Source organism: Peribacillus sp. P4_B1, from assembly GCF_056402395.1.
The window spans coordinates 58,047-82,472 of sequence record NZ_JBFUHM010000004.1 but is presented as its reverse complement, the minus strand read 5'-3'; the positions used below and the strand labels follow the sequence as shown (position 1 = coordinate 82,472).

At 35.7% G+C, this 24,426-nt stretch carries 6 protein-coding genes; all 6 read left to right on the top strand.

The annotated features are described in order from the left end of the window. Positions 1-3 precede the first annotated feature (3 nt). The 6 genes from AC1DVK_RS03510 to AC1DVK_RS03485 all read left to right on the top strand — a co-directional run bounded on the left by AC1DVK_RS03510 (position 4) and on the right by AC1DVK_RS03485 (position 23,964). Complete coding sequence (locus AC1DVK_RS03510) at positions 4-7,527, top strand: amino acid adenylation domain-containing protein (protein WP_477625842.1); 7,524 nt, start codon at positions 4-6, stop codon at positions 7,525-7,527. Between the two features lie 10 nt (positions 7,528-7,537). Next, positions 7,538-7,804, top strand: a complete 267-nt coding sequence (locus AC1DVK_RS03505; RefSeq protein ID WP_061461678.1) for a phosphopantetheine-binding protein — start codon at positions 7,538-7,540, stop codon at positions 7,802-7,804. A 26-nt stretch (positions 7,805-7,830) separates the two neighbouring features. After that, the gene (locus AC1DVK_RS03500) at positions 7,831-12,549 is read left to right on the top strand and encodes an amino acid adenylation domain-containing protein (RefSeq protein ID WP_477625841.1); all 4,719 of its coding nucleotides are present in this window, start codon (positions 7,831-7,833) and stop codon (positions 12,547-12,549) included. A 79-nt stretch (positions 12,550-12,628) separates the two neighbouring features. After that, entirely contained in the window at positions 12,629-20,305 is a 7,677-nt protein-coding gene (locus AC1DVK_RS03495) for an amino acid adenylation domain-containing protein (RefSeq protein ID WP_477625840.1), read from the top strand. Beyond that, complete coding sequence (locus AC1DVK_RS03490) at positions 20,302-23,208, top strand: non-ribosomal peptide synthetase (RefSeq protein ID WP_477625839.1); 2,907 nt, start codon at positions 20,302-20,304, stop codon at positions 23,206-23,208. The genes AC1DVK_RS03495 and AC1DVK_RS03490 overlap by 4 nt, the downstream gene beginning before the upstream one ends. Positions 23,209-23,232: 24 nt before the next feature. Then, positions 23,233-23,964 (top strand): thioesterase II family protein, encoded by a 732-nt coding sequence (locus AC1DVK_RS03485; RefSeq protein ID WP_477625838.1) that lies wholly within the window; start codon positions 23,233-23,235, stop codon positions 23,962-23,964. Positions 23,965-24,426: the final 462 nt, after the last annotated feature.

Here is a 24,426-nt window from a genome sequence, read left to right as displayed (position 1 = left end):
ATGATGAATATGGATTCTTTAGTGAATTTATTTGAGGCAAGTGTTAGGAAATATGAGAACAATATTGCAGTAAGAAATAAAGATATGCACTTTTCATATAAAGAAACGAATATTTTAGCAAATAAAATGGCGATGTATATAAAGGATCAAGGGATAAATATAGGAGACAATGTCGGAATCTATATTGAAAAGTCCGAGTATGTTTTATTTTTAATCATAGCACTCCTTAAATTGGGTGTTACCTATGTACCTATCGACCCTAAAAGTCCGGATGAAAGAGTAAAGCATATAATAAGGAATTCGGAATTGAAGTTATTAATAGGGGATAAAGGTCAGCTTGACGATTTTGATTGTGTGCATTTAACCATAGATGAGGTGGTAGAGAATTCTAAAGATAGAACAGGTGATAATTTACATACCTTAATTGACCCAAAGGATCCAGCTTATATCATTTTTACATCGGGCTCAACCGGCAAGCCTAAAGGAGTTTGTGTTTCACATGAAAATGTCATGAACTTGTTTTTAGGTTGCGAGGGTTTGTTCGAGTTTAGTAATAAAGATAAATGGACATTTTTCCATTCCTACGCATTTGATTTTTCCGTTTGGGAGATGTGGGGAGCTTGGATTTATGGCGGAGAAGTCGTAATGGTTTCATTTGAAGAAAGCAGAAATCCAATATCTTTTGTTGATTTAATGGTAAGTACTCAAACAACAGTTTTTAATTGTACGCCAAGTGCTTTCTTCGAGGTGAGTGGAGAGCTCATAAATCGTCAAAATGAATTGAGTTTAAAATACATTATATTTGGAGGGGAAGCATTAAACTTCAAAAAATTGGCGCAGTGGTTTTCGCCAGAAAACGGCAGGCTGCCAAAGCTAATAAATATGTATGGAATAACTGAAACCACCGTTCATGTAACATACAAAGAAATCGCTAAAAGTGATGTTGAAAAAGGAATCACTAATATCGGAAAAGTCCTGCCTCATCTTGGATTTAAAGTAATGAATCAAAATGGAGAAGAAGTAACTGGAGATGAAGAGGGCGAGTTATACGTTTCAGGAAAAGGTGTTTCGCTAGGTTACTATAAAAATGCCATGATGAATAAGATGAAATTTACTTATATCGATAATGTTCGCTACTATAAGTCAGGAGATGTAGTGAAAGTTTTAGATGATGGGGATCTGCAATATATCTCCAGGAATGATGAGCAAGTGCAGCTAAGGGGTTTCAGGATTGAATTAGGGGAAATTGAGAGCTCGTACAATGAATTGAAAAACATCAAGAATGCTGTCGTTACAATGGATACAGCGTTTAATGATGATAAGCATTTATTTTTATACTATGTTGCTGATGAGGAATTAGCTGCTGATTATTTGAGGGAAAGTGTAGGAAGCTCATTACCGTCCTATATGATACCAAGCTTTTTTATCAAGGTAGACAACATCCCCTTAACTGTAAACGGAAAACTGGACAAATCATTATTACCCAAAGTCATTATAAAAGACAGTGAAACTGCATCGAGTATTAAGAGTCCAGCAGATGAAAAAATAAGTGAAAAAGTAAGAGAAGTGGTTGTTAGCATCATAGGTAATGAGGTTATAAAAAATAATCAGTCACTACTTGAAAGTGGAATGAACTCATTATCGATAATGAGATTAATTGTCAAGATAAAAGATCAATTCAATACCGAAATCGCTCCTTCAGTTTTTTTGGATAACGATACGATTACGAAATTATCCCAAGTTTTAGAAACCCGTAAAAAAGAAGAGGTAAAGCAAGATTATATACCTATAAATGACATGAATACATACCCTTTAACATATGAACAAGAAAATTTGTGGTTCATTCACCAAACCAATGTAGATAAATCGTTATATAACATAGTTTTTTCTTATGAAATATCAGGTGAAGTGAATAAAGGAAAACTGGAGATATCTTTAGATAAGCTGAGCAATAAACATCAAATTTTAAAAAGTATCATAAGAGAACAATCTGGAAAAGGCATCTTGGTTTTTGATGAGTCGATTAACCATTGTATTAACTATATTGATGTTTCGGACATTCCTTTAGACATACAGGAAGAAAAAATAAATCACTTGGTGAATGAAGAAACGGAACGACAATTCGATATAAGTAATGGTCCTCTCTTATGGATTGCGTTAGTGAAGAAAAATGAATGTGAATATCAATTAATATGTAATATCCATCATATTATTTTTGATGGTTGGTCGATTCCATTAATGATCAATGAATGGTTTTCCATTTATGAGGAAATCGAGAATGGGGAACAAAATGATATAAATAACAAATCCATTCAATATGGAGATTATGCTTTATGGCAAAAAAACTCACCAAATTATATAAGTGGCAAGGATAATGAGTTCTGGAGTAATGAAATAACTGCATTACGGCAAAAGTCCTTATTACAATATGATCATCAAAAAACAGGAGAAGGTAAAAGCACCTCCGATATTATCAGCTTCTTGTTACCAAAAGATATTCAGCACAATCTGGAAAGTCTTCATAAAAAAACGAAGTCGACTTTGTTCATGAGTTTACTTACAGCCTATCAAACCTTTTTGTCTGTTTATTTTGATGAAGAGGAAGTTGTCGTCGGAAGTCCATTGGCGAAGAGAAACCATGTGGATACAGAACAATTGATAGGTTATTTCGTCAACACCTTGCCCTTTAAAATAAAGGTATCTCAGGATGATTCATTTAAAGGTATTTTAAGAAAAAATATAAAAAATATTGCAGGTGTTTTTGACCATCAAAATTTACCTACTAAAGAAATTTTAAAATATTCATCGGAAGAAAGAACCATGGAAAATACGCCTTTGTTCGATACAGTATTTGTTCTGCAGAATAACCAAAAAGAAAAGCTGGCTTATAAAGATTTCAAATTAAAACCAAAAAAAATCAATACCTTTAAAGCTAAATTTGATTTGGTTGTTCAGGTAGAGGAAATTGATGAGGATGAATTAGTCATTTCGTTTGAATTCAACAAATCATTATTCAATAAAACGACGATTCAAAGAATGGCTAAAAATTTCAAATATTGGCTGCAAGAGATTACAACCCAGGAAAGCAGGAAATTAAAGGACATTACCTATTTAGAGCCTGCACAGTTACAATCACTAATCGAAATGGGGACAAGTAACGTAAAACAAGAAATGGAAGATCAACATTTTGAAGATGTAATAACTAGGTTTGAGAATAAAGTACGTACAAATTTCAATGATATTGCCATTGTTCATGGAGATGATCAAGTATCGTATAGCGAGTTAAATGCCCGGGCAAATCAGGTGGCACATAAATTATTCCGAAACGATGTAGGTGCAGAAGATAGAATAGGTATTTTTATGGATCGATCGATCAATATGGTAACGGCTATTTTAGCCATTATGAAAGTTGGGGCAGGGTACGTGCCTTTGGACCCATCACAGCCAGAGTCGCGGCTGAAACATATGATTGAGGATTCTCAAATCATATATTGTTTAAGTAATGAAGAAGGACTTTCAAAGTATCCCGGTGATAAAGGAAAACTAATATTGATTGAAGACATACTAAAAGTAAGAGAAAGTGAATGTGAAGAATTCGATTCAAGAAAGCTATCGGATAATGATTTGGCCTATATCATCTACACTTCAGGAACAACGGGAAAACCTAAAGGAGTCATGATTGAACATGGCGGATTGGCAAACCTCTGTGATTGGCATATCGATTATTATTCTGTTGATGAAAAAGATGCAGCATTACTGGTTTCGAATACATCTTTTGACGCTTCTGTTTGGGAGGCATTCCCTTACCTAACGAATGGGAATAAACTCCTGATTCTGGATTACTATGATTTACTGGATGTTGAGATCCTTTCGGAGAAGTTAGAAAAGGAGAGTGTCACACTCGCATTTTTTTCAACGGGACTGCTAGAGCAATTATTTATCAACGAAATGAAATTCCCGCAATCAATCAGAGCTATATTGACAGGTGGGGATCGTTTAAAAACGAAACCTGATCGTTTGAGTTTTGACTTATATAATAATTATGGGCCAACGGAGGGTACTGTCGTAGCGACTGTATATAAGGTACTTCCAAGTGATGATACAGTGATCCCCATTGGTAAGCCAATTCTAAATGCAGAAGCGTTCGTGTTGAATTCCAGGATGAAGCCTACACCTAAAGGGCAAATAGGCGAGCTGTATATCGGCGGAAAAGGAATTGCAAGAGGATATATAAATAATCCGGAGAAGAACGATGAAAGCTTTATTCCGAGTCCGTTCAATCCCTCAAAAAGGCTTTATAAAACTGGAGATTTGGTTAAGTATACCGAGGATGGAAATTTACTATTTGCAGGAAGAGCGGATGACCAAGTGAAAATCCGGGGATATCGTATCGAACTTGGTGAGATCAGTGCTGTTCTAAACAAATGTACAGGTATAAAGGATTGCTTTATCGCGATAAAAGATGAATCTAAATCGAAGAAATTCATCATTGCTTATTATATCTCAGACAATGATCTGGAAGAAAATCATATCAGGGATTATATGAAGAATCATCTTCCTCATTATATGATTCCTTCTTACTTCATTAAAATGGAATCTTTTCCGCTGACCGTTAACGGCAAAGTGGATACGAAGAGCTTACCGGATACAAAAACGAACTCGGAAGAGACTAAAAGTAAAAGTGTCATTAATGAAACGGAACAAAAATTGCTAAAGATATGGAAAGAGGTCCTGAATAATCAGGAAATAGCCATCCGCGATAACTTTTTCGAATGTGGGGGAGACTCCATCCTAAGCATTCAAATTTGTTCACTTGCCAAGAAAGAAAATCTTTTCATTACTTCAAAAGATATCTTTGAAAAACAAAGTATCGAAGAGCTGGCAAAGGTTGTGGAATCGACGGGGGATTTAACGATAAATCAGTCTGACGTTTTTGGAAAGGCATCATTTACACCTATTCAAAGTTGGTTTTTCTCTCAACAAATAAATAATTATAATCATTGGAATCAATCCGTAACATTAAAGGGCTACCCGCAACTGAGTGAGAAAAGGCTTATGAGGATCATGGCGCATATCGTTAAACATCATGATGGGCTGAGATCAAGGTTCACTATCAAAGAAGCATTTTCACAAATAGAAAAAAATACGGACCCGAATGAAAATTGGACTTTGAATTACGTAAATCTATCAAACATGAATAAGGACATACAAGAACAGGAAATTGTTAAACTCGGAATCGATGCACAAGAGGGCATAAACATTTCAAACGGACCGCTGATGAAAATTGTATGCATCAATACAGGCAAAAATGAGCATAGAATCATTTGGATCATTCATCATTTACTTGTTGATGGGGTTTCCTGGAGAATCTTACTCGAAGACTTTGACCGGCTATATATTCAAGATATTAACGAACAAGAACTAAAACTGGATAATAAAACGACATCATATAAGGAATGGGCAAATAACCTTAATGATTACAAAAATAGTATTCCTTTAGTCATTAAAGAGTACTGGCTGAATGAAAATAACGCACTGTATGAAAACGCCTTGGTTAAAACAGGGAATGCATACGATGGAAGATCATTTGATATGAAGCTGAATAAAGAAATTACAAACAAAATCTATAATGAAATGACAAAAGCTCATAAAGCATCTATCGATGAACTATACTTATCTATTTTTGCAATGCTAATCGGGAATTATTTTAATAAAAAAGATATTCATTTTACTTTGGAGGGACATGGTCGCGAGGAATTATTCGCAGATGTCGATTTATCCAGAACAGTGGGATGGTTTACGACCATGTGCCCGGTTTATTTAGAAAATAAACAATCCATTACAAACACGATTAAAGGTACAAAGAAAAAGTTAAGGGCCTTGCCTAATAAAGGGATTGAGTATGGGATCATGACCGAATTATGTGGCGAGACACAATTGAAACAAAATAAGCCGCTTATCAGTTTTAATAATTTAGGTAGATTTCATCAAAACAATGAATTGGCTGCGAAGGAGGTCATCTTTTTTAGTGAACATGATATTCAACATAATTCCTATACCGAGCATGAAGTCGATATCGAATTACTTGTAGTGAATGAAGAGCAAACTATAAAAATAAACTACAACAAACATTTCGTAAGAGAAGATTTTGAGAATTATATTCAAAACAATTTGCTGGAATTGTTGGAAGCAGTGACAAAATTGGAAAATTCGATGTACGGTCCGGAAGACTTTCCATTAGTGGATGTGCCTGAAGAGGAACTTAACCAACTACTAAGCAAAGAAACAGGAATTGTTGATATTTATGAATTGACTGCTTTGCAAAAAGGGATGTTATATCATAGTTTATTTGATAGTGAGAGCAGTCAGTATAAAGTACAACTCATTTTTGATATGAAAGGCGTTCTGGACGTCGCAAAATTAAAGAATGCCATTGAGACAGCAGCTGGGAAACATGACATTTTAAAAACGAAATTATATTCAAGTAGAAAAGGGATATTCTATCAACTATTAATGAGTTCCATGGATATCGAGATTAAATATGAAGAAATGACCGATCATCAAGCGAAGCTGGAAAAGTTGTTAGCAGATCAATACAAAATCATAGATATCGAGAACAATAGGTTGAATAGCTTCATGATCGTTAAGCTTGCTGAAAATGAGTACCAATTAATATGGACATTCCATCATATTATTATGGATGGTTGGAGTTATTCGATGGTGATTAATGACATTTTTGACTCTTATCATTCAATAACACCGTCATCATCTTTGAGTACCTCATTTAAAAAGTATGTTGAATATATGAAAGATTATACGAGTAATAAGGAGCTGCGGGACTATTGGGCAGGGAAACTGGAAGGTGTCCGAAGTTCTGTACCTAGTTTAACGGGAGTGTTGGAAGGCGAGGGTTACATTGAGAATAGCTACTTGAAAGTACTGGATGAGGAATTGAGTGATTCCATTCAACGATTCTGTCAGGAATACAAGATTACCATGAATACTTTCTTTCTAACTATTTGGCTAACTACTTTAAAAGAATTAAAAGGTACGGATAATGTATGTTGCGGCGTAGTGACATCCGGCAGGAATATCCCGGTCCAAAATATTGAGGTTATGGTTGGTCCATTTATCAATACCGTTCCGTTTATAAAGCATATCAGCCAAGAGAAGACCTACATGGAACTGCTGGATGAGGTTCAAAAGGAATTTTTGGAACTAAGTGCCTATGAGAATACACCATTATCAGAAATTTATGAATGGGCTAATATGAAAGATCATTTATTTGACTCATTATATGCTTTTGAAAACTATCCCATACAACTAGCTAATACTGGTGAAATCAATGTAAGTTTGAAAGAAGGGCGGGAAACCACCCATTATCCAATCGTCATCATCATTAACCCTGGTTCAAGTGTTCAAATTAAGTTTAATGAGGCAGCGGTCAATCTAAAGTTAAGGACATCAGTCATTTCTATATTTAATCAAATCTTAAACGGAATGTTAGAAAAAATGAAAGTTAAGTGAGGGGAAATATATGGAGACAACTATTGCGGTCAAGGGAAGGTTAATTGAGGAAAAGCTTATTGGATTTTGGAAAGAGATCTTAGAACAAGAAACCATTGGTACAGATTCTAATTTCTTTGATTTAGGGGGGAATTCCCTTTTAGCCATGCAATTTATTCAAATGGTGAAGAATAACATGGGAGTAAGATTGCCAATCAAAGTGTTGTTCGAACAATCAACCATACAGGAACTATCTGTACTCATCAAACAATTGGACGATATTAATAAGTTAAGTTGAATGGAAAAGAATTGAGGTGATGTTCTATGAACAGGATCATAAGTGAAACGGAAGATAGGCTATTAAACATGATTTCAATTATCATCGAACCTCTTAAAATATCACTATTAGAGGACATGAATGCATCACTAAGTACAAATGAAAAAAAGGATGAGTTTTTGTCTTCGATAAAACGGGAGTTCGGTATTCAATTAACATCTGAAATCATTACAAGTCAATGGAACATAGAAAGGTTGGCAAGTTTCCTGGACATGCTTCTCAGCATGAGAGAAGACGAGGTCAATATGCCTTATAAACGTGGAAAAAGGGAAGGGATGCTTTCTCATAATCAAGATCGAATGTATCTGTTTGACAGTCTCGATGAAAGGAAAATGCTCTATAATATGCCATTTAAATTCATTTTAAATGGCGTAGTGGACATTGGTGACTTACAACAGGCATTAGATATCATGATTGAACGCCATGAAACTTTACGAACCAATTTTAAGGGTGAAGAACATCAAGTACTTCAATTCTTGTCAAAAAACAGCAGTAACTTAATAGCCTATGAAGACTGTCGGGAAGTAGGCCCCGAAGTCAGTAATATAATGGTCACCTCCCATCTTACTGAAGAAATAGAAAGATGTTTTGATCTGGAAAATAATCGGTTATTTAATATGAAGCTATTTCGAATTGAGGAAGAAACGTATTATTTAGTATGCAATTTTCACCATATCATTTTTGATGGAGTATCGTTTGTCACCTTTTTTGAGGAGTTAATGGAGATTTATGAAAGGGTTCAAACGGGCAAGGTTGGTGATATTCCTCCTGTGGACATGCAATATTTAGATTATGCTGTCTGGCATAAGGAGTGGGTCAGGGAAAGTACGCCAAGCCAAAGGAGGTTTTGGGAAAGTTATTTAGATCGGGAGGAAGAAGCATTAGAACTTCCATTTGACTTTCAGCGTCCAAAATCACCTTCTTATTCTGGTGACAGACTGGAAATGCCTATAACGGATGAACTTCGTTTATTGATAGAGACGATTTTAAAGGAGAATGGCATAACTTTATATACTTTTATGATGACCGCCTATCAAGTGTTTTTAAGTCAGTATACCGGGAAGAATCGAATCATCGTTGGGAGTACCGTCGCAAACCGCGGCCAAGAAGAATTTTCCCGGACAGTTGGGTGCTTTGTCAATACGCTGCCACTGAAGTTAACAGTGGAAGCTACGGAATCATTTAATGAAATCTTGACCCGAAATCGCAAAGTGATTTTGGATGTATTGGAACATCAGGCTTTTCCATTTGAAAAAATTGTTGAAATCATTAATCCAGACAGGGATCTAAGCCAATCCCCATTGTTCCAAACAGCTTTGGCTATGGAAGAAAGCTTTGAAGGGAATTTTAGCAATTCATTCTTCACGCTTGAACAAGAGCCATTCGAAATACCTTTTTCAAACTATGATCTAACTATAAAAGTAAAGGGTTCTCATGACCTAATACTTGAATTCGAGTATTCCGATGAGCTTTTCAAACGGGAAACAATCGAAAGACTCATGATGAGTTTCGAAAAATGGTTATTCCAAATTTGTAACAACACAAATATGCCCATTTGTCATTTGGATTATTTAGACGAAAATCAAATGAATAAATTGTTATTTGAGTGGCAAGGTGAGGTTTCGGATGTACATCAAAATGAGACGATCACCTCCATTTTGGAAAGAATCGTTAAGAAGCATCCAAACAAATTAGCCGTTGCTGATAATGGTAAGACCATTACTTATTCGGAATTAGATCAAAGATCGAATGTGATTGCGAAATTGCTTAGAAACTATATGGAAAATGGCTCTAATAAAGTGGGCCTGCATGTTAGCAGATCTATTGAGATGGTAATCGGCATGTTGGGAATCATTAAAGCTGGATGTGCATACGTTCCGCTTGATCCCATGCTACCAGCTGAACGGTTGGAATATATCATCAATGATTCAAAGATGGATATATGCATTACGAATCAAGTTGTGGTACCTGCGATTAAAAAGATAGCTAAAGTGATAGATCTTGAATCTGTACATTACATGGATTCCGAATGCTGTACCGAAATGATTACACCATCAGATCTAGCTTACATAATTTATACTTCCGGAACGACAGGAAAACCTAAAGGCGTCATGTTATCCCATAGAGGAGTAGTGAATTTAATAATAAGTCAAAACAAGTACTTACAGCTTGATGTGACCTCAAAGGTATTGCAATTTGCCACCTTTAATTTTGACGCTTCTATATATGAGATTTTTGGAAGCCTATTAAATGGTGCAGAGCTGCATATCGGGAATAATAAGGAGGAAATGTTTGATTTATTCGCATTGGAAAATCAAATCAAAAGTGAAAAGTTAACGCACCTAGTATTGCCGCCAGCGGTATTACTAGAGCTGAATATAGAGGATTCTGATGTGAAATTCGTTGGTTCAGCCGGATCTGAATGTCCAATAGCTTTGCTGGAGCGCTATCAAAATATAAATTTTTATAATGCCTATGGTCCAACGGAATATTCAGTATGGACCACGATTGAAATGTTTAAAGCGTTTGAAAAAAATGAAACTACTAATAATAAAGTATCGATAGGCAAACCAATCCTGAATACTGACGTCTATTTATTAAGTCCTGAGCAAAGACTCGTACCAATAGGTGCTGCAGGGGAAATATATATTGGTGGTGAAGGATTAGCTGTTGGATATGTGAATAATGATGATTTAACAAAAGAAAAGTTCATTGAACATCCTTTTAAAGCTGGAAAGCGTTTGTATCGCAGCGGTGACCTTGCAAAATTCACGAACGATGGTGAGTTGATTTTTCTGGGGCGTAAGGATAATCAAGTGAAAATAAGAGGATTCCGGGTGGAAGTTGATGAGATTTTGGTCAATCTCAATGCATATCCGCAAGTAAGTGACTCATTCATTATGGTTCAGGATCAGCCAAACTTAAATAAACAAATAATCGCTTATTTCACATCAAAACAACAGGTTGATAACGATCACTTAAAAGCATTTTTAAAAGAGAGATTACCAAGTTACATGATTCCTTCATTCTTTATGCAAGTGGACAATTTTCCGTTAAATGCAAATGGGAAAATTGATTCAGCAATTCTTCCGGTACCAGTCACTAGAATCAATACATCAGAAGAACCTAAGACGTTTAATGAGAAAGTGCTTCTTCAGATTTTTAAGAATGTCTTAGGGGTAGATGACATAAGTATCCGAGATAACTTTTTCGAACTTGGCGGCGATTCCATTCAGAGCATCCAAATATGTTCCCTTGCAAGGCAGGAAAGTATAATCATCAGTCCAAAATCAATTTTTGAAAATCAAACGGTAGCTGAGCTTGCAGCGGTTGCAAAAACTGAAAATAAAGTCATGATTCAACCAATAGCCACTAGAGGAAATGTGGAATTGACCCCCATTCAAGAATGGTTCTTTGCTGAACACACGACTTCCATCAATCATTGGAACCAGTCTATTGTGTTTAGTAAAAATTCCTGTGCCCTAATGGAGGATATTGAAAGTATTCTATCTCAAATCGTGGAACATCATGATGGATTGTTGACCTTATTTGAAAAGCATGACGAAAAATATATCGGGAATATAGACTCTGAACACAAAACATGGGAGTTAGTCTATAAGGATATTCATCATTTAGATGAGGAAACGCGAATAAGAACGAGAGATGAATGGGAAAGTACGGTTCAAGGTTCATTGGACATAAGTAATGGACCGATCATGAAAATGCTTGTTTTAAAAGAACAAAAGAACAAGTATCGCTTCTTTTGGGTAATCCATCATTTATTAATCGATGCAGTTTCCTGGAGGATTTTACTTGAAGATTTCAATCATCTCCATGATCAAGCATTAAACAATCAAAAAGGGAAACTCGCCTATAAAACTTCATCATTTAAAGACTGGTCAAATTTCTTAAAGAAATACAATGAAACGTTGATGGACCCTGAAACACTCCGTTATTGGGAACAAAAAACAAAAAGTGAAATAACGGATTTCATGATAGGGGAAGACTTTATAGCTACGCAAGAAAGAACGGTGGAGAAATCATTCGGTGAAGAAGAAACTGAGTTTTTGATCCAGGAATTAACAGGGCAATCTAAAGCGACTGTAGAAGAAGTATTGTTGTCATTAATTGCGAAGAGTTTGAACCAATCTTTTGAAGTGAAGAAATTCTGGATAGAAGTAGAAGCGCATGGCAGGGAAATGGTGGACGAAACAATGGATGTTACTCGGACCGTTGGCTGGTTTACTGCGATGTATCCAATATTGCTGCATTCAGATAAGACGTTTGATGATACTTTAAAAAACACGAAGAATGCTATAAGGGAAATTCCGAATAAGGGTTTTGATTATGGTGTGATCAAGTATTTAAGTCCTGGGGTCATTCAGGAGCCGGATATCCACGTTACTTTTAACTATTTGGGTAGGTTGGACTCTCAATTCGAATCATCCAATAGCAAGGACTTTGGTGAATTTGAACAAAAACCGAAACTCCATTTTCTAGCATTGATCCAGGACGGAAGACTAAGTATAAAAATAATTTCAAAATTAGCTGAAGAAAAAATGAACTTATTAATAGAAGCCATAGGCAAAGTCGTGATGGAAATCAAGGGATCTGAATTTGATCAAGGTTCTTTAATAGAAAGTGATTTTCCAGATGCAATGCTTACTGAGGAAGATCTGTTTCATATATTGAATTCTAATAAATAATGTGAATACTCATTTAATAGAAAGAAGAAGTCAGTAGATAGGATGGAACACAACGATAATGGAATCGGGAGGCGCTAAATTGGAGAAATCTATTCAGAATATCTACTCATTAACTCCGCTTCAAGAAGGAATCCTCTACGAACTGGAGATGAACAATACAGCTGAGAACCTTTACATTTCTCAAATGCGAATCAGGATAACGGGCGCACTTGACGTAAATGCATTATTCCAAGCATGGAGTCAGGTTGTAGAACGTCATGAAGCATTAAGAATGAAGGTCATCTCTAAAAATATTGAAAATAATGTTCAGGTTGTATTCAATGCAATGGACTATCAACCAGAAATAATAGATATGACGGAGTTGAGTAAACATGATCAATTAAATGAAATTCAGAGAGTGACATCAAAATTCCAGCAGATGGAAGTGAATAACTCCAATTTGATGAAACTCCAGTTAGTGAGAATTGAAGAAAATCAGCATATCTTGATTTGGACTCATCACCATATAATTTTGGATGGCTGGAGTACCAGCATAGTCATCGATGAGCTCTTTGTTATTTACAGCCGAATTGTAGGAAAGGACTCAAAACGGCTTATTGAAAAGCCAAAGCAATATGGAGATTTTATCCGATATATGAATAAAATTGATGCTGAAGATCTAAAACGTTTTTGGAAAGAGCTAGCAAAGGATATTGAGCAGCCGACAATCACATTCCCCGTTCTGAAATCTGTGAAGGAAAACCGGCAGGAAAATGATCTATTTTGGGAGCTGGATAAAAAACAGAGTGAACTTTTAAGAGAATTTGCCGCTAAAAACCATGTAACGGTTAATGTATTATTGCAGTTAATATGGTCGATCGTGCTAAAGGAAATGTCCAACCAAAACCGAATAGTCTTTGGAATTGTGAGCTCTGGCAGGTCGAATAACTTATTCAAATCAGAAGAAATTGTCGGGTTGCTCATTAATACGATTCCGATGATAGCTGAAATAAACGATACTGACAGCGTTACTGATTTACTGAAACGGTTCCAGGAAACATTAAACAATATGCTGGAGCACTCTCAAATTTCTTTAGTGGATATCAAAAGGCATACGAAATTAAAGAAGGAAGATCCGATTTTCGAAACGTTATTTGTTTATGAGAATTATCCGGAAGCTAAAAATGAAGGCAATAGTATCAACTGGGAAGTTGAAGGCGGAAAAGAATCACATAGCTTTCCGTTATCATTACAAGCCCAGGATAATAAAGAAACCATTAAATGCAAATTGTATTTTAATCGCTGCTTCATAGAGCGTTCACTAGTAAATGATATACAATCAGCCTTCATGCAGATTGCCCATCAAATTACAAAAGCACAGCAAATTGACGAAATATATGTCGATGTTGATTTTTCAAAACTAAAGAAAAATGTAGGTAATGACTTTCATGCAACAAGTGACCATTCGATCACTTCGGCATCGGTTAATCAAGAACTTAAAGAAATATGGCAAGAGTTTTTCTTGAATACTGAGATTAATGGTGACTTCTTTCAATTGGGCGGGCATTCGATAACAGCCATGAAATTGGTATCTAAGGTGAATAAACGACTTGATGCGAATATGAAATTGACTGATTTATTTGAAAATCCCACATTAAAATTGCTAAGTCATAAGATCTTTCCAGAAGTGATTACATCTCCTAAAGATGAAACGCAATTAGTTTCATCATTTGTAGAAAAGACATTTTTGGAAGTCTTATCAACAAGTCAAATCGAAAAAGATGCCGATTTTTTTGAAATGGGCGGTCACTCGATATTAGCCATGAAGTTATTGACAAAGTTAAATAAAGAATACAACCAAATTCTAACTTTGAAAAATATTTTTCAAAATTCAACGATCGATTCGTTGACGGCCTTCATCATGACTCGAATTTCAGATACTGACAGTGAGCACAAAGAAATCCAAACGGAAAATCATGTTTTATCCAGTAACCAAGAGGCTTTGTGGTTCAACGAAAAACTCAATGGTAAAACAACCAATTATAACATTCCTCAGAAATATAAAATTACTGGCAAAGTAGATACTTCACTCCTGGAAAAAGCCGTCAACCATGTCATCGATAGACATGAAATCTTAAGGACCATCGTGCATGAAAAGGACGGTAAAGGCTATCAAGAAATTAAGGAAGATTTGTACATTAAAATAAATGAAATGGACCTCTCTGAATTAAAGGCAGAACAGCAAACGACCCGTTTGCTGCAAATTGAAGATGACGTCCAATCGGAAATCTTTGAACTTGAAAAAGGTCCTCTCTTGACATTGAAACTTGTTAAATTGAGTGAAAATGAGTCTGTTTTATTTGTGAATCTCCACCATTTTGTTTTTGATGGATGGTCAGTGAGTATATTTTTAGATGAATGGTTATCATTTTATGACAGTGAAGTGAATGAAAAGGAACTTAACCTTGGAAACGACTTTACACAATATAAGGATTTTGCCATTGAGCAAAAAAGCTGGTTGGAAAGTAACATTAAAGAAGAAACGCTATTTTGGGAAACAAACTTATCTGGGGAATTACCTAAATTGGAGCTTCCTATAGATTCTATGCGTACAAAAGAAAATCGCAACGATGGCAGTAGTTTTATAGTGGAGCTAACAAGGGAAGAGCTCCAAGGTTTAAAGCGGATGTCCATTGAAAAAAACTCGACATTATTCATGACACTTCTAACGATGTACCAGTCTTTTCTAGCAAAATATACAGGTCAAAACGATATCATTGTCGGAAGTCCTTTGGCGAATCGAATGATTGAAGGAACAGGGAAATCGATAGGTTATTTTGTCAATACACTCCCCTTTAGATTAAAGCTGGGACCCGGGGAAACATTTGAAGAGATTCTTCAAAGAAATACAAATCATATCATTGACATCTATGATCATCAGCAAATGACATTGGAGAAAATTGTTGAAGTCATTAACCCTGAAAGAAATTTAGTAACCACTTCTTTATTTCAAACCGTCTTCATTTTACAAAATAATGCTAAAGCTGCATTTGAAAGTGAATACATAAAGATAACGCCTGAAGTAATAAAATCAAAGGTAGCAAAATTCGATTTGAGTTTAGCTGCGGAAGAATATGAAGATAAACTTTTATTCGCTTTTGAGTATAATTCAGGTATTTTCAATGAACAAACCATTCGATTATTAGGTGAAAATTTCTTGGAGTGGATTCGGACAATTACATACGAGCCTGAACGATACATTGACCAAGTATCTGTAGTGAGTAAGAAGCAGGAGAAAGTATTATTGGAAGAATGGCAGGGAGAAACCGTTCAGTTTGAGGGGATCGATGATACAATCCCAGAAGCATTCTATAAAATTGTTGAGAGATTTCCTGATAAGGTAGCCATTGTTGATGGTCCCAGAACCATTACATATCGCGAATTGAATCATAAGAGCAATCGTCTTTCACACCATTTAATAAGCAGGGGAATTTCTACAGAAGAAAGAATCGGAATTTATGTGAATCGATCAATTGATATGGTTACCGGGATGTTGGCAGTAATTAAAGCTGGAGCTGCGTATGTTCCATTGGATCCTCATTATCCTAATGAGCGATTAAGCTATATGGTCCAAGATTCGTCCATTTCCTATTGTTTGAGTCACAAAGAACTCGGTGTGAATGAATTGATCGATTCAGCTAAAATAATATATTTTGAAGATATTGAAAAAGAATCGGATCTGTTAATGGACGCCAATCTTCACATTCCGGATCAGAGAAATCTAGCGTATGTCATTTATACTTCGGGAACGACAGGCAGACCAAAAGGAGTCATGTTAGAACATAGAGGAATCATTAACTTAGTGTATAACCAAAATAAAATGATGTGTTTAGACACATCAGCTAGAGTGTTGCAATTCGCTACATTTAATTTTGATTCATCCGTCATTGAGGTTTTTAGCTCACTTTTATTTGGTGCCGAACTGCATATAAGTGTGGATAAAGAAAATCAATTTGACATGAGTAAACTTGTTGAACAAATTAAGGGAGAAGGAATTTCCCATATCATTTTACCGCCTGCCGTGTTGAAGGAACTGCCAATCACGGAATTGAACAGTATTAAAGTACTGGGATCTGCAGGTTCTGAATGTCCATTTGAGCTCGTTTCAAAGTTTAAACATATATCGTTTTTTAATGCCTATGGGCCTACAGAATATTCGGTGTGTACAAGTTTTAAACTATTTCCTCCGAATGAAGAGATAGCGAATGAATTCGTTGTTTCAATTGGGAAGCCTCTGACTAACACAGTTGTACTTGTTTTGGATGAAAACCGGAAACTAGTTCCGGCAGGATCGGTTGGTGAACTATACGTTGGAGGAATTGGGTTAGCAAGGGGATATTTGAATAATGAGAGCCTGACAAATGAAAAGTTCATAGCCAATCCATTCAACCCTGCAGAAAAAGTATATAGAACCGGGGATTTAGTTAAGCATAACAAAGCTGGGGAATTAGTCTATATAGGCAGAGCGGACGATCAAGTGAAAATAAGGGGATACCGGGTTGAACTATCGGAGGTTAATGTTTCCTTACGAATGATGGAAGAAATCAAGGATAGTTATGTAACGGTATTGGAAGATGAATTTGAGAATAAAAGGCTAATTGCTTATTATACGGTGAGTGATGTGGTTTCGATAGAATCAATCAGAAGACGATTGAAAGAAACACTGCCTGCATTCATGATTCCTGCTCATTTTATGCAACTGGATAAATTTCCTTTGACGCCGAATGGGAAAGTTGATCGGAAATCCCTGCCGAAATGGACGGAACAGATAGACGAGCGGAAGGGAAAAGTGCTGGATGTGCAAGAATTGTCCAAAACTGAAACAGCGCTTCTGACAATATGGAGAAACGTTTTAAATGATCCCACTATAGGCCCGGATGATAACTTCTTTGAATGTGGCGGTGATTCAATCATCAGTATTCAAATATGCTCTGCTGCAAAAGAAAAAGATTTATTTATAACTCCTAAAGATTTATTTGAATACCAAACGGTCCGCGAGTTGGGGAATATTGTGAATGAATTGGAGCAAAACCAAGTGGTTCAAGAAACAATATCAGGTTATGTCCCGTTAACGCCTATTCAATCATGGTTTTTTAATGAAAATCATGAGAATATCCATCATTGGAATCAGTCCGTAGTATTAATGAAGGATAATACATTATCAACTGAACAATTTAAAAAAATCATCATGAAATTAATTGATCAGCACGACGTATTAAGGACATTATTTGAAAAACATGGTGATTCATATATAGGGAATATTGGGGATGCTGATACAGCATGCGGTTTTTATGAGTATAATGTTTCAAGTTTTAAAGATGAAAATAGTTTGAAGGAAATTAAGGAGCTAGAAGAAAACGCCCAACAAAGTTTAAACATACACAATGGCCCCATGATGAAGTTTCTTCTTTTCAGGGATCAAAGGGAGGTAAGGATCTTTTGGGTGATTCACCACCTCGTAGTTGATGGTGTTTCATGGAGGATACTTCTTGAACATTTCGAAAGATGTTATCAGCAGATGAAGAATGAACAAGAACTATCACTTCCTTTAAAAACGACTTCTTATAAACAATGGTCCGAGAAACTAAACGAATATCAGAACACTGACCTATCGGAAGAAGCCGTTCAATATTGGGAAAAGGAAATGAATACTCCCGTTTCTCCGCTGACGAAAAGCTTAGGAGAAACGTGTGATTTTGAAAACATGTACAAAATAGAAGTGGATGAGGATCAAACACAAAACCTCATTAAAAATACATTAAGAAAACATAAAACGACGATTGATGAAGTTTTATTATCAGTTATCGCCCAGGTGTTTTCCAATCGTATGGGAATCAATGAATTTTGGCTCGATTTAGAAGGACATGGTCGAGAGGATATTGAGGAAGGCGTTGATCTTTCAAGGACGGTAGGGTGGTTCACCTCCATCTATCCAGTAAGGATTGAAGGAAGGGCGTCTTTGGGATCTACACTGAGAAATACGAAGAACATAATAAGAAGTGTGCCGAACAAAGGGTTTGACTTTGGAATCCTAAAGTATATTTCCACTCGGGATTATCGTTATCCAGAAAGCCTTGTGAGTTACAACTATCTAGGTCAGTTTAATAATACAGGTGATATGCAACAAACCAATAGCAGCAATATCGATTTGAACTACAAATTTCCATATAAACTCAATTTTGTCGCTAGCATCGTAAACAATAGACTTATGCTGAATATTATCGGGGATAGCAACAATGAAAACTTCCAAATGATATGTAAAGAAGTTGAAGCACAATTAAACAAAGTTTTAAGCGGAAGTGCAGATTTGAATGACTCTATTATCGAAACGGATTTTGAATCAGAGGAAATAGTTGATGGAAGTACAATTAAGCATTTTATTAATAAGTTTAATAATATTGAAGAGATTTACCCAGTGACATCACTTCAAGAAGGGATGTTATTCCATAGCGAAGTAACTCAAAGTCCTGAATATATCTCGCAGCTATCCATCGACTTAATAGGCGATCTTGATCTGGATAAATTAGAAGAAGCCTGGAATGATACTTGCAGAAAATACGACGTCCTAAGATCGGTTTTCAGGCGCAATCAATTGGGGGACCGTTATCAAATCATACTCAATGATATTTATTATGTGTTTAATCATGTGAATCTAACGATGTTCAGTGTAGACGAGTCAGAATCCAAGATAGAAAATCTATTAGAACAAAGCAGGAGCAGACAAACGGATTTAGAGAATGGGCCGCTCATGAACATCACCTTAATTCAGCTATCGGATCATCGTTTTAAATTCATCTGGACACATCATCATGCTTTAATAGATGGCTGGAGCCTGCAAATCGTCATTAATCATTTTTTGGATAATTATCGAAATCCATCCAGTACGTTAAAAGACAGTGATGAACATAAGTATGCTTATAAACAAGTCATGAACCATGTAAGAAATATTAATAAACAGGAAGAAGCAGCTTTCTGGAACAAAGAGTTGAGCGATTTCGAACAAGTAAAAGCACTGGTGAGTAAGAAAACGGATAAGGAAGCTTTTACATCGGATAAAGTTATTGAATATAGCTTACCTGAAGAGCTTACTGAAGAATTGATAGAGTTATCCAAGCGGCATAGAAAAACAATTAATACCGTTGTTCAAGGAGTTTGGGGAATCGTTCTATCTTACCTTAGTGAAAGCAACTCAGTATGTTATGGGGTGACAAGCTCAGGAAGGAACCTCAGCATTCCGCATATCGAATCAGCTGTAGGCTTATTGATCAATACTCTTCCATTCTCTTTGAAAATCGATTGGGAGGATGATTTACAATCCTATTTCACCGCTATTCAAAACAAGCAATTACAAATGAGAGAGTATGAGTTCAGTTCACTTACGGATATAAAGCAATACGCTGAAATTCCATGGGATAGGGATTTATTTCAACATATATTTGTATTCGAAAATTATCCGGGCGCAGAACTGGCAGATGATTCGCCAATCATAATCGAAAGTTCAGTTGGAAGTGAATCAACTAATTTCGATCTTACGTTCTCTGCAGCTGTAGTGCAATCAAAGTTGCATTATAAAATCATTTATAAAAACAATAAATTCGATGAAAATGAAATTTTAAGTTTTATGGATTCCATGCAAGAAATATTCTTAAATCTAACAAAAGATGAAACACTATCTATTGGTAAATTAATAAATCACTTGAAAGTTGGGGCCCGATGATAAGTAAATCGATGACGACGAATAAATTGATGTCAATAACTGAAGCTTTTAAAAAAATGGCGGGCGATAATCAATCAAAAGCGGCACTTTATGATAATGAACGGCAAATAACTTATAAAGAATTAGATATTCTCTCAAATAATCTTGCCAAAAGGATCATTGACATGGGAATTCAAGAAGAAACGATGATCGGGATTCCAAGCAAAAGGTCCATTGAACTGATCGTAGGGATGCTTGCCATTATAAAGTCTGGCTGTTGCTATGTTCCAATAGATGAAAAATACCCATTAAAAAGATTGGAATATATGCTTGAGGATACGGATATGGAGTTCTTCTTATCATTTAATGATCATGAAGGGAAGCTCAGTGAATTGGATATTGAACCAATTCCATTTGAGATTAAAGAACTGAGCAGGGAAGGGCACACGCCTGTGAACCGTTCTTCAGAGAATGGTCTAGCGTATGTTATTTATACATCTGGAACGACTGGAAAACCAAAAGGCGTAATGATAGAACAAAGAAGCGTAGTCAATTTAGTATTGAACTCTGAAATACTTGAAATAAACGAAAATAATAGAGTGGCTCAATTTTCCAACCCTTGCTTTGACGCCGCAACTTTTGAGATATGGGGAGCGTTATTAAATGGAGCAACATTATTCCTGATGACGAATGAGTTCACTTCTTTTGATGATTGGAAAGAAGCGATATCGGTTGGAAAGGTGGATGTAGCTTTTTTTACGACAGGTCTTTTCAATGCAATGGTTGATGAGGATCCATTAATTTTTGAAGGATTAAAGAAAATTGTGGTTGGAGGAGATAAAATCTCGATTTCCCATGTCAAAAGATTGAAGCAGGCAATTGGTCATTTTTCCTTGATTAATGGGTATGGACCAACTGAATGCACAACCTTTGCCATTTGTCATGAAGTCGCAGATAAGGATGTAGATGTTATTCCCATTGGAAAGCCATTGACCAATGTCGAAATCAGGATTTTATCTGAAGAACAAGTTGAGGTAGGCGATGGCGAAATAGGTGAAATCCACATTGGCGGTCAAGGGGTCATGAGAGGCTATTTAAATCAGCCACAATTAACAGAACAAGCTTTGATCATGGATGATTTGAATCAAACGAAGTGGTATAAAACAGGTGATCATGGCATCCGGTTAAATAATGGTGAGATCCTTTACAAAGGACGAAAAGACAGTCAAGTGAAAATTCGCGGCTTTAGAATAGAACTGAATGAAATTCAAGATAAGCTTGATAAGTACATGAAGGTTGAAAGTTCAGTAGTAGCAGTTAAAAACATCAATGATGAGAATTATGTTATCGCGTATTACAAACAGAAGGATGAAAACGCGCAAAATGCTGAAAAGGATATTAAAGATTATCTTGGCAATGAATTGCCAAATTATATGATTCCACACTTTTTTGTCAGAGTGGATGATTTTCCGCTTAATGCCAACGGTAAAGTGGATAAGGCGAAATTATTGGAAATGGATATCATGCAAAATGAGATTTTTTTAGCCAATCAAGAAAATGGAAAGAAAAAAGAAGTATTGGAGATTTGGAGAAATATATTAGGAAATCAAAGTTTAGGATTAGACGACAATTTCTTTGAAAATGGAGGTCATTCCATTTTAGCTACCAAACTGGTCTATATAATGAAGGAAACTGTACTTCCTGAAGCTACTTTACAGATTTTATTGGAAAATAACACAGTGAATAAATTTGTTGGTGCACTTGAAATTGATTCATCTGGCAGTATGGAAGCTCTGATGGAGAAGGACTCCACACTCGATCGATCGCTTATGGAGAAAATAAGGAAAATATGCACTAAACCAGTTCAATTTGAAAAGAATATGATGATTACTGGTGGAACAGGGTTTTTAGGAGCCCATCTATTAAACAAATTGTTACGGGAATTGGAAAATGTCAAAATATATTGTTTGGTTAGATTTCCTTCAAGAAATAGATTGAAAGATACTTTAACGAAATATGGTCTTTGGCAGGATGAGTTCGAAAGCCGAATCGTTGTAATTGAAGGCGATTTTAGTAAACATCAATTCGGTTTGGATGATATGACATATGAGAAATTAAGCAATGATGTTTCCCATGTATATCATGTCGGTGCCGAAACGAACTTCTTCGAGCCGTATAGTAAATCAAAAGTTTCAAATGTGGATGGTGTAGTGGAGATCATTAAGTTTGCTTCATCATACACTCGGAAAAACATCTATTATGCCTCAACGCTTTCTGTATTGACCGGCGAAAGGAAATGGGATGAGGAAGACGAATTGGTTTACTCCCCAGATTTAATGATCGGGTACAGCCAGTCCAAATGGGTAGCAGAGAAACTGCTTCTTGAAGCAAGGGAATATGGATTGACAATCGATATTTTCCGATTAGGCCGGATTTCATCTAATTCACTAAACGGGGTTTGGAACGAGAAGGATATGCTGTACAAGGTTTTTGAATCATTTATTGAACAAAGGATATTGCCATTTAAAGAGGAAATTCATTTTGAATTGATGCCAGTCGACTTTGTAAGTGAGTTTATGTATAAAATATCAAGATTGAATGAGAATCAGAAACTCGGAATCTATCACATGTTCAATGATCAGAGGGTTTCAAGTGAATTCGTGACCTCCTTCTTCGAAAAAAATAATATACCTTACTCCAATATGGATTTGCAAGAATGGTTACAATCTTTAAAGGAAAAGACACAATCTAATGAGATTCATTCATTAAGTGCTTTGTCCCAGTTAATTGATGAATCAACAAAATTAAAAGAGTCGGAAATCCTTCAATCCAAAACCAAGAAGGATATGGAATGGCTATCAATGAAAATGCCGGAAATTGATTCAAGGTATGTGGAAAACTTTATGAAGTTCATGTTGAAATAATCTTTATTGAACTGGAGAAGGGGGATGAAAGGACTGAAGAAAACACTTTTTTGTTTCCCTTATGCTGGGGGAAGTGCATCTTTTTATAGAGAGTGGAAATTTGATGACGATGTGATAGAGGTAGTCCCGTTGGAATACCCTGGACATGGCAGTAAATATAGTGAACCATTGCGTGACCATATGGCTGATCTGACGGATAGCCTAATGGAAGAAATGGAAACGAAATATCAAATTCAAGCATTGGAAAACATCTCTTTGTTTGGACATAGCATGGGTGCGATAGTAGCCTATGAAATTGCGGCAAAATTAGAAGGGAGATATGGCAATAAAGTAGAGCATTTATTCATTTCAAGTAAATCGTCCCCAGATTATAAAGTAGATCAAATCGATTGTTCTAATTCAAATAATTTAAAACAATCACTGAAAAAAATCGGGGGAACGAACAAGGAGCTCTTAGAAACGGAAGATTTCATGACATTATTCCTGCCGATAATACAATCGGATTTAAATGTTTTAGCCAACTACCACGATGAAAATAAACGCAAAAAAAAGGTGGGAAATAAAGCAGTTTTGCTATTGGGCTCAGAGGATTCCGTGACGACGGAAAGTATGGAAAGATGGAATGAATACATTGAACATATTGAAGGATTGCATATGTTAAAGGGAGATCATTTCTATTTAAAGCAAAACCAAGATATTGTATTAAAAATCATTCAAGAGTATTTACTAAGAAGTCGTTGTGAAATTCTGATTTAGGTATATGCAGTTATTTGTGAACTTGGATTAGGAATGATTAATGTAAAAAGAATAGGACCCAAAAGTGTTCGGATCATGACTCTAGAATTATGGATTATATCCAGATTTTAAAGATGAAATGATTTCAGCCACTTTTGGGTCCTTTTTTTCTATCTAAGCTATAATGTGACTTTGGTTTTTAAGCTGGTTATTAATGGGCTAGACACTATTAATTGAAATCATGTATATTATCATGTAAGTCTCGAATTGGAGCAGCTAAAGTCTCTAAAGTTAAAGGGTGAACAATTATCATTGGTTGATATTATTATTTTCAGCCAGTATGTTTGGGGATATGATTAAACATTGACTCATAACGGTACGAAAAATTTACCTTTGATATAAAGAATATGAAGCAAAAAAATGCTCCAAATAGTTTTTTTGAAAGAATGGATCTCAATACGGATTTTCATGTTTAATTAGAAA

Coding starts and splice junctions, on each gene's coding strand:
- AC1DVK_RS03510 (WP_477625842.1), top strand. CDS start 4: ATGAATATGGATTCTTTAGTGAATTTATTTGAGGCAAGTGTTAGGAAA.
- AC1DVK_RS03505 (WP_061461678.1), top strand. CDS start 7,538: ATGGAGACAACTATTGCGGTCAAGGGAAGGTTAATTGAGGAAAAGCTT.
- AC1DVK_RS03500 (WP_477625841.1), top strand. CDS start 7,831: ATGAACAGGATCATAAGTGAAACGGAAGATAGGCTATTAAACATGATT.
- AC1DVK_RS03490 (WP_477625839.1), top strand. CDS start 20,302: ATGATAAGTAAATCGATGACGACGAATAAATTGATGTCAATAACTGAA.
- AC1DVK_RS03485 (WP_477625838.1), top strand. CDS start 23,233: ATGAAAGGACTGAAGAAAACACTTTTTTGTTTCCCTTATGCTGGGGGA.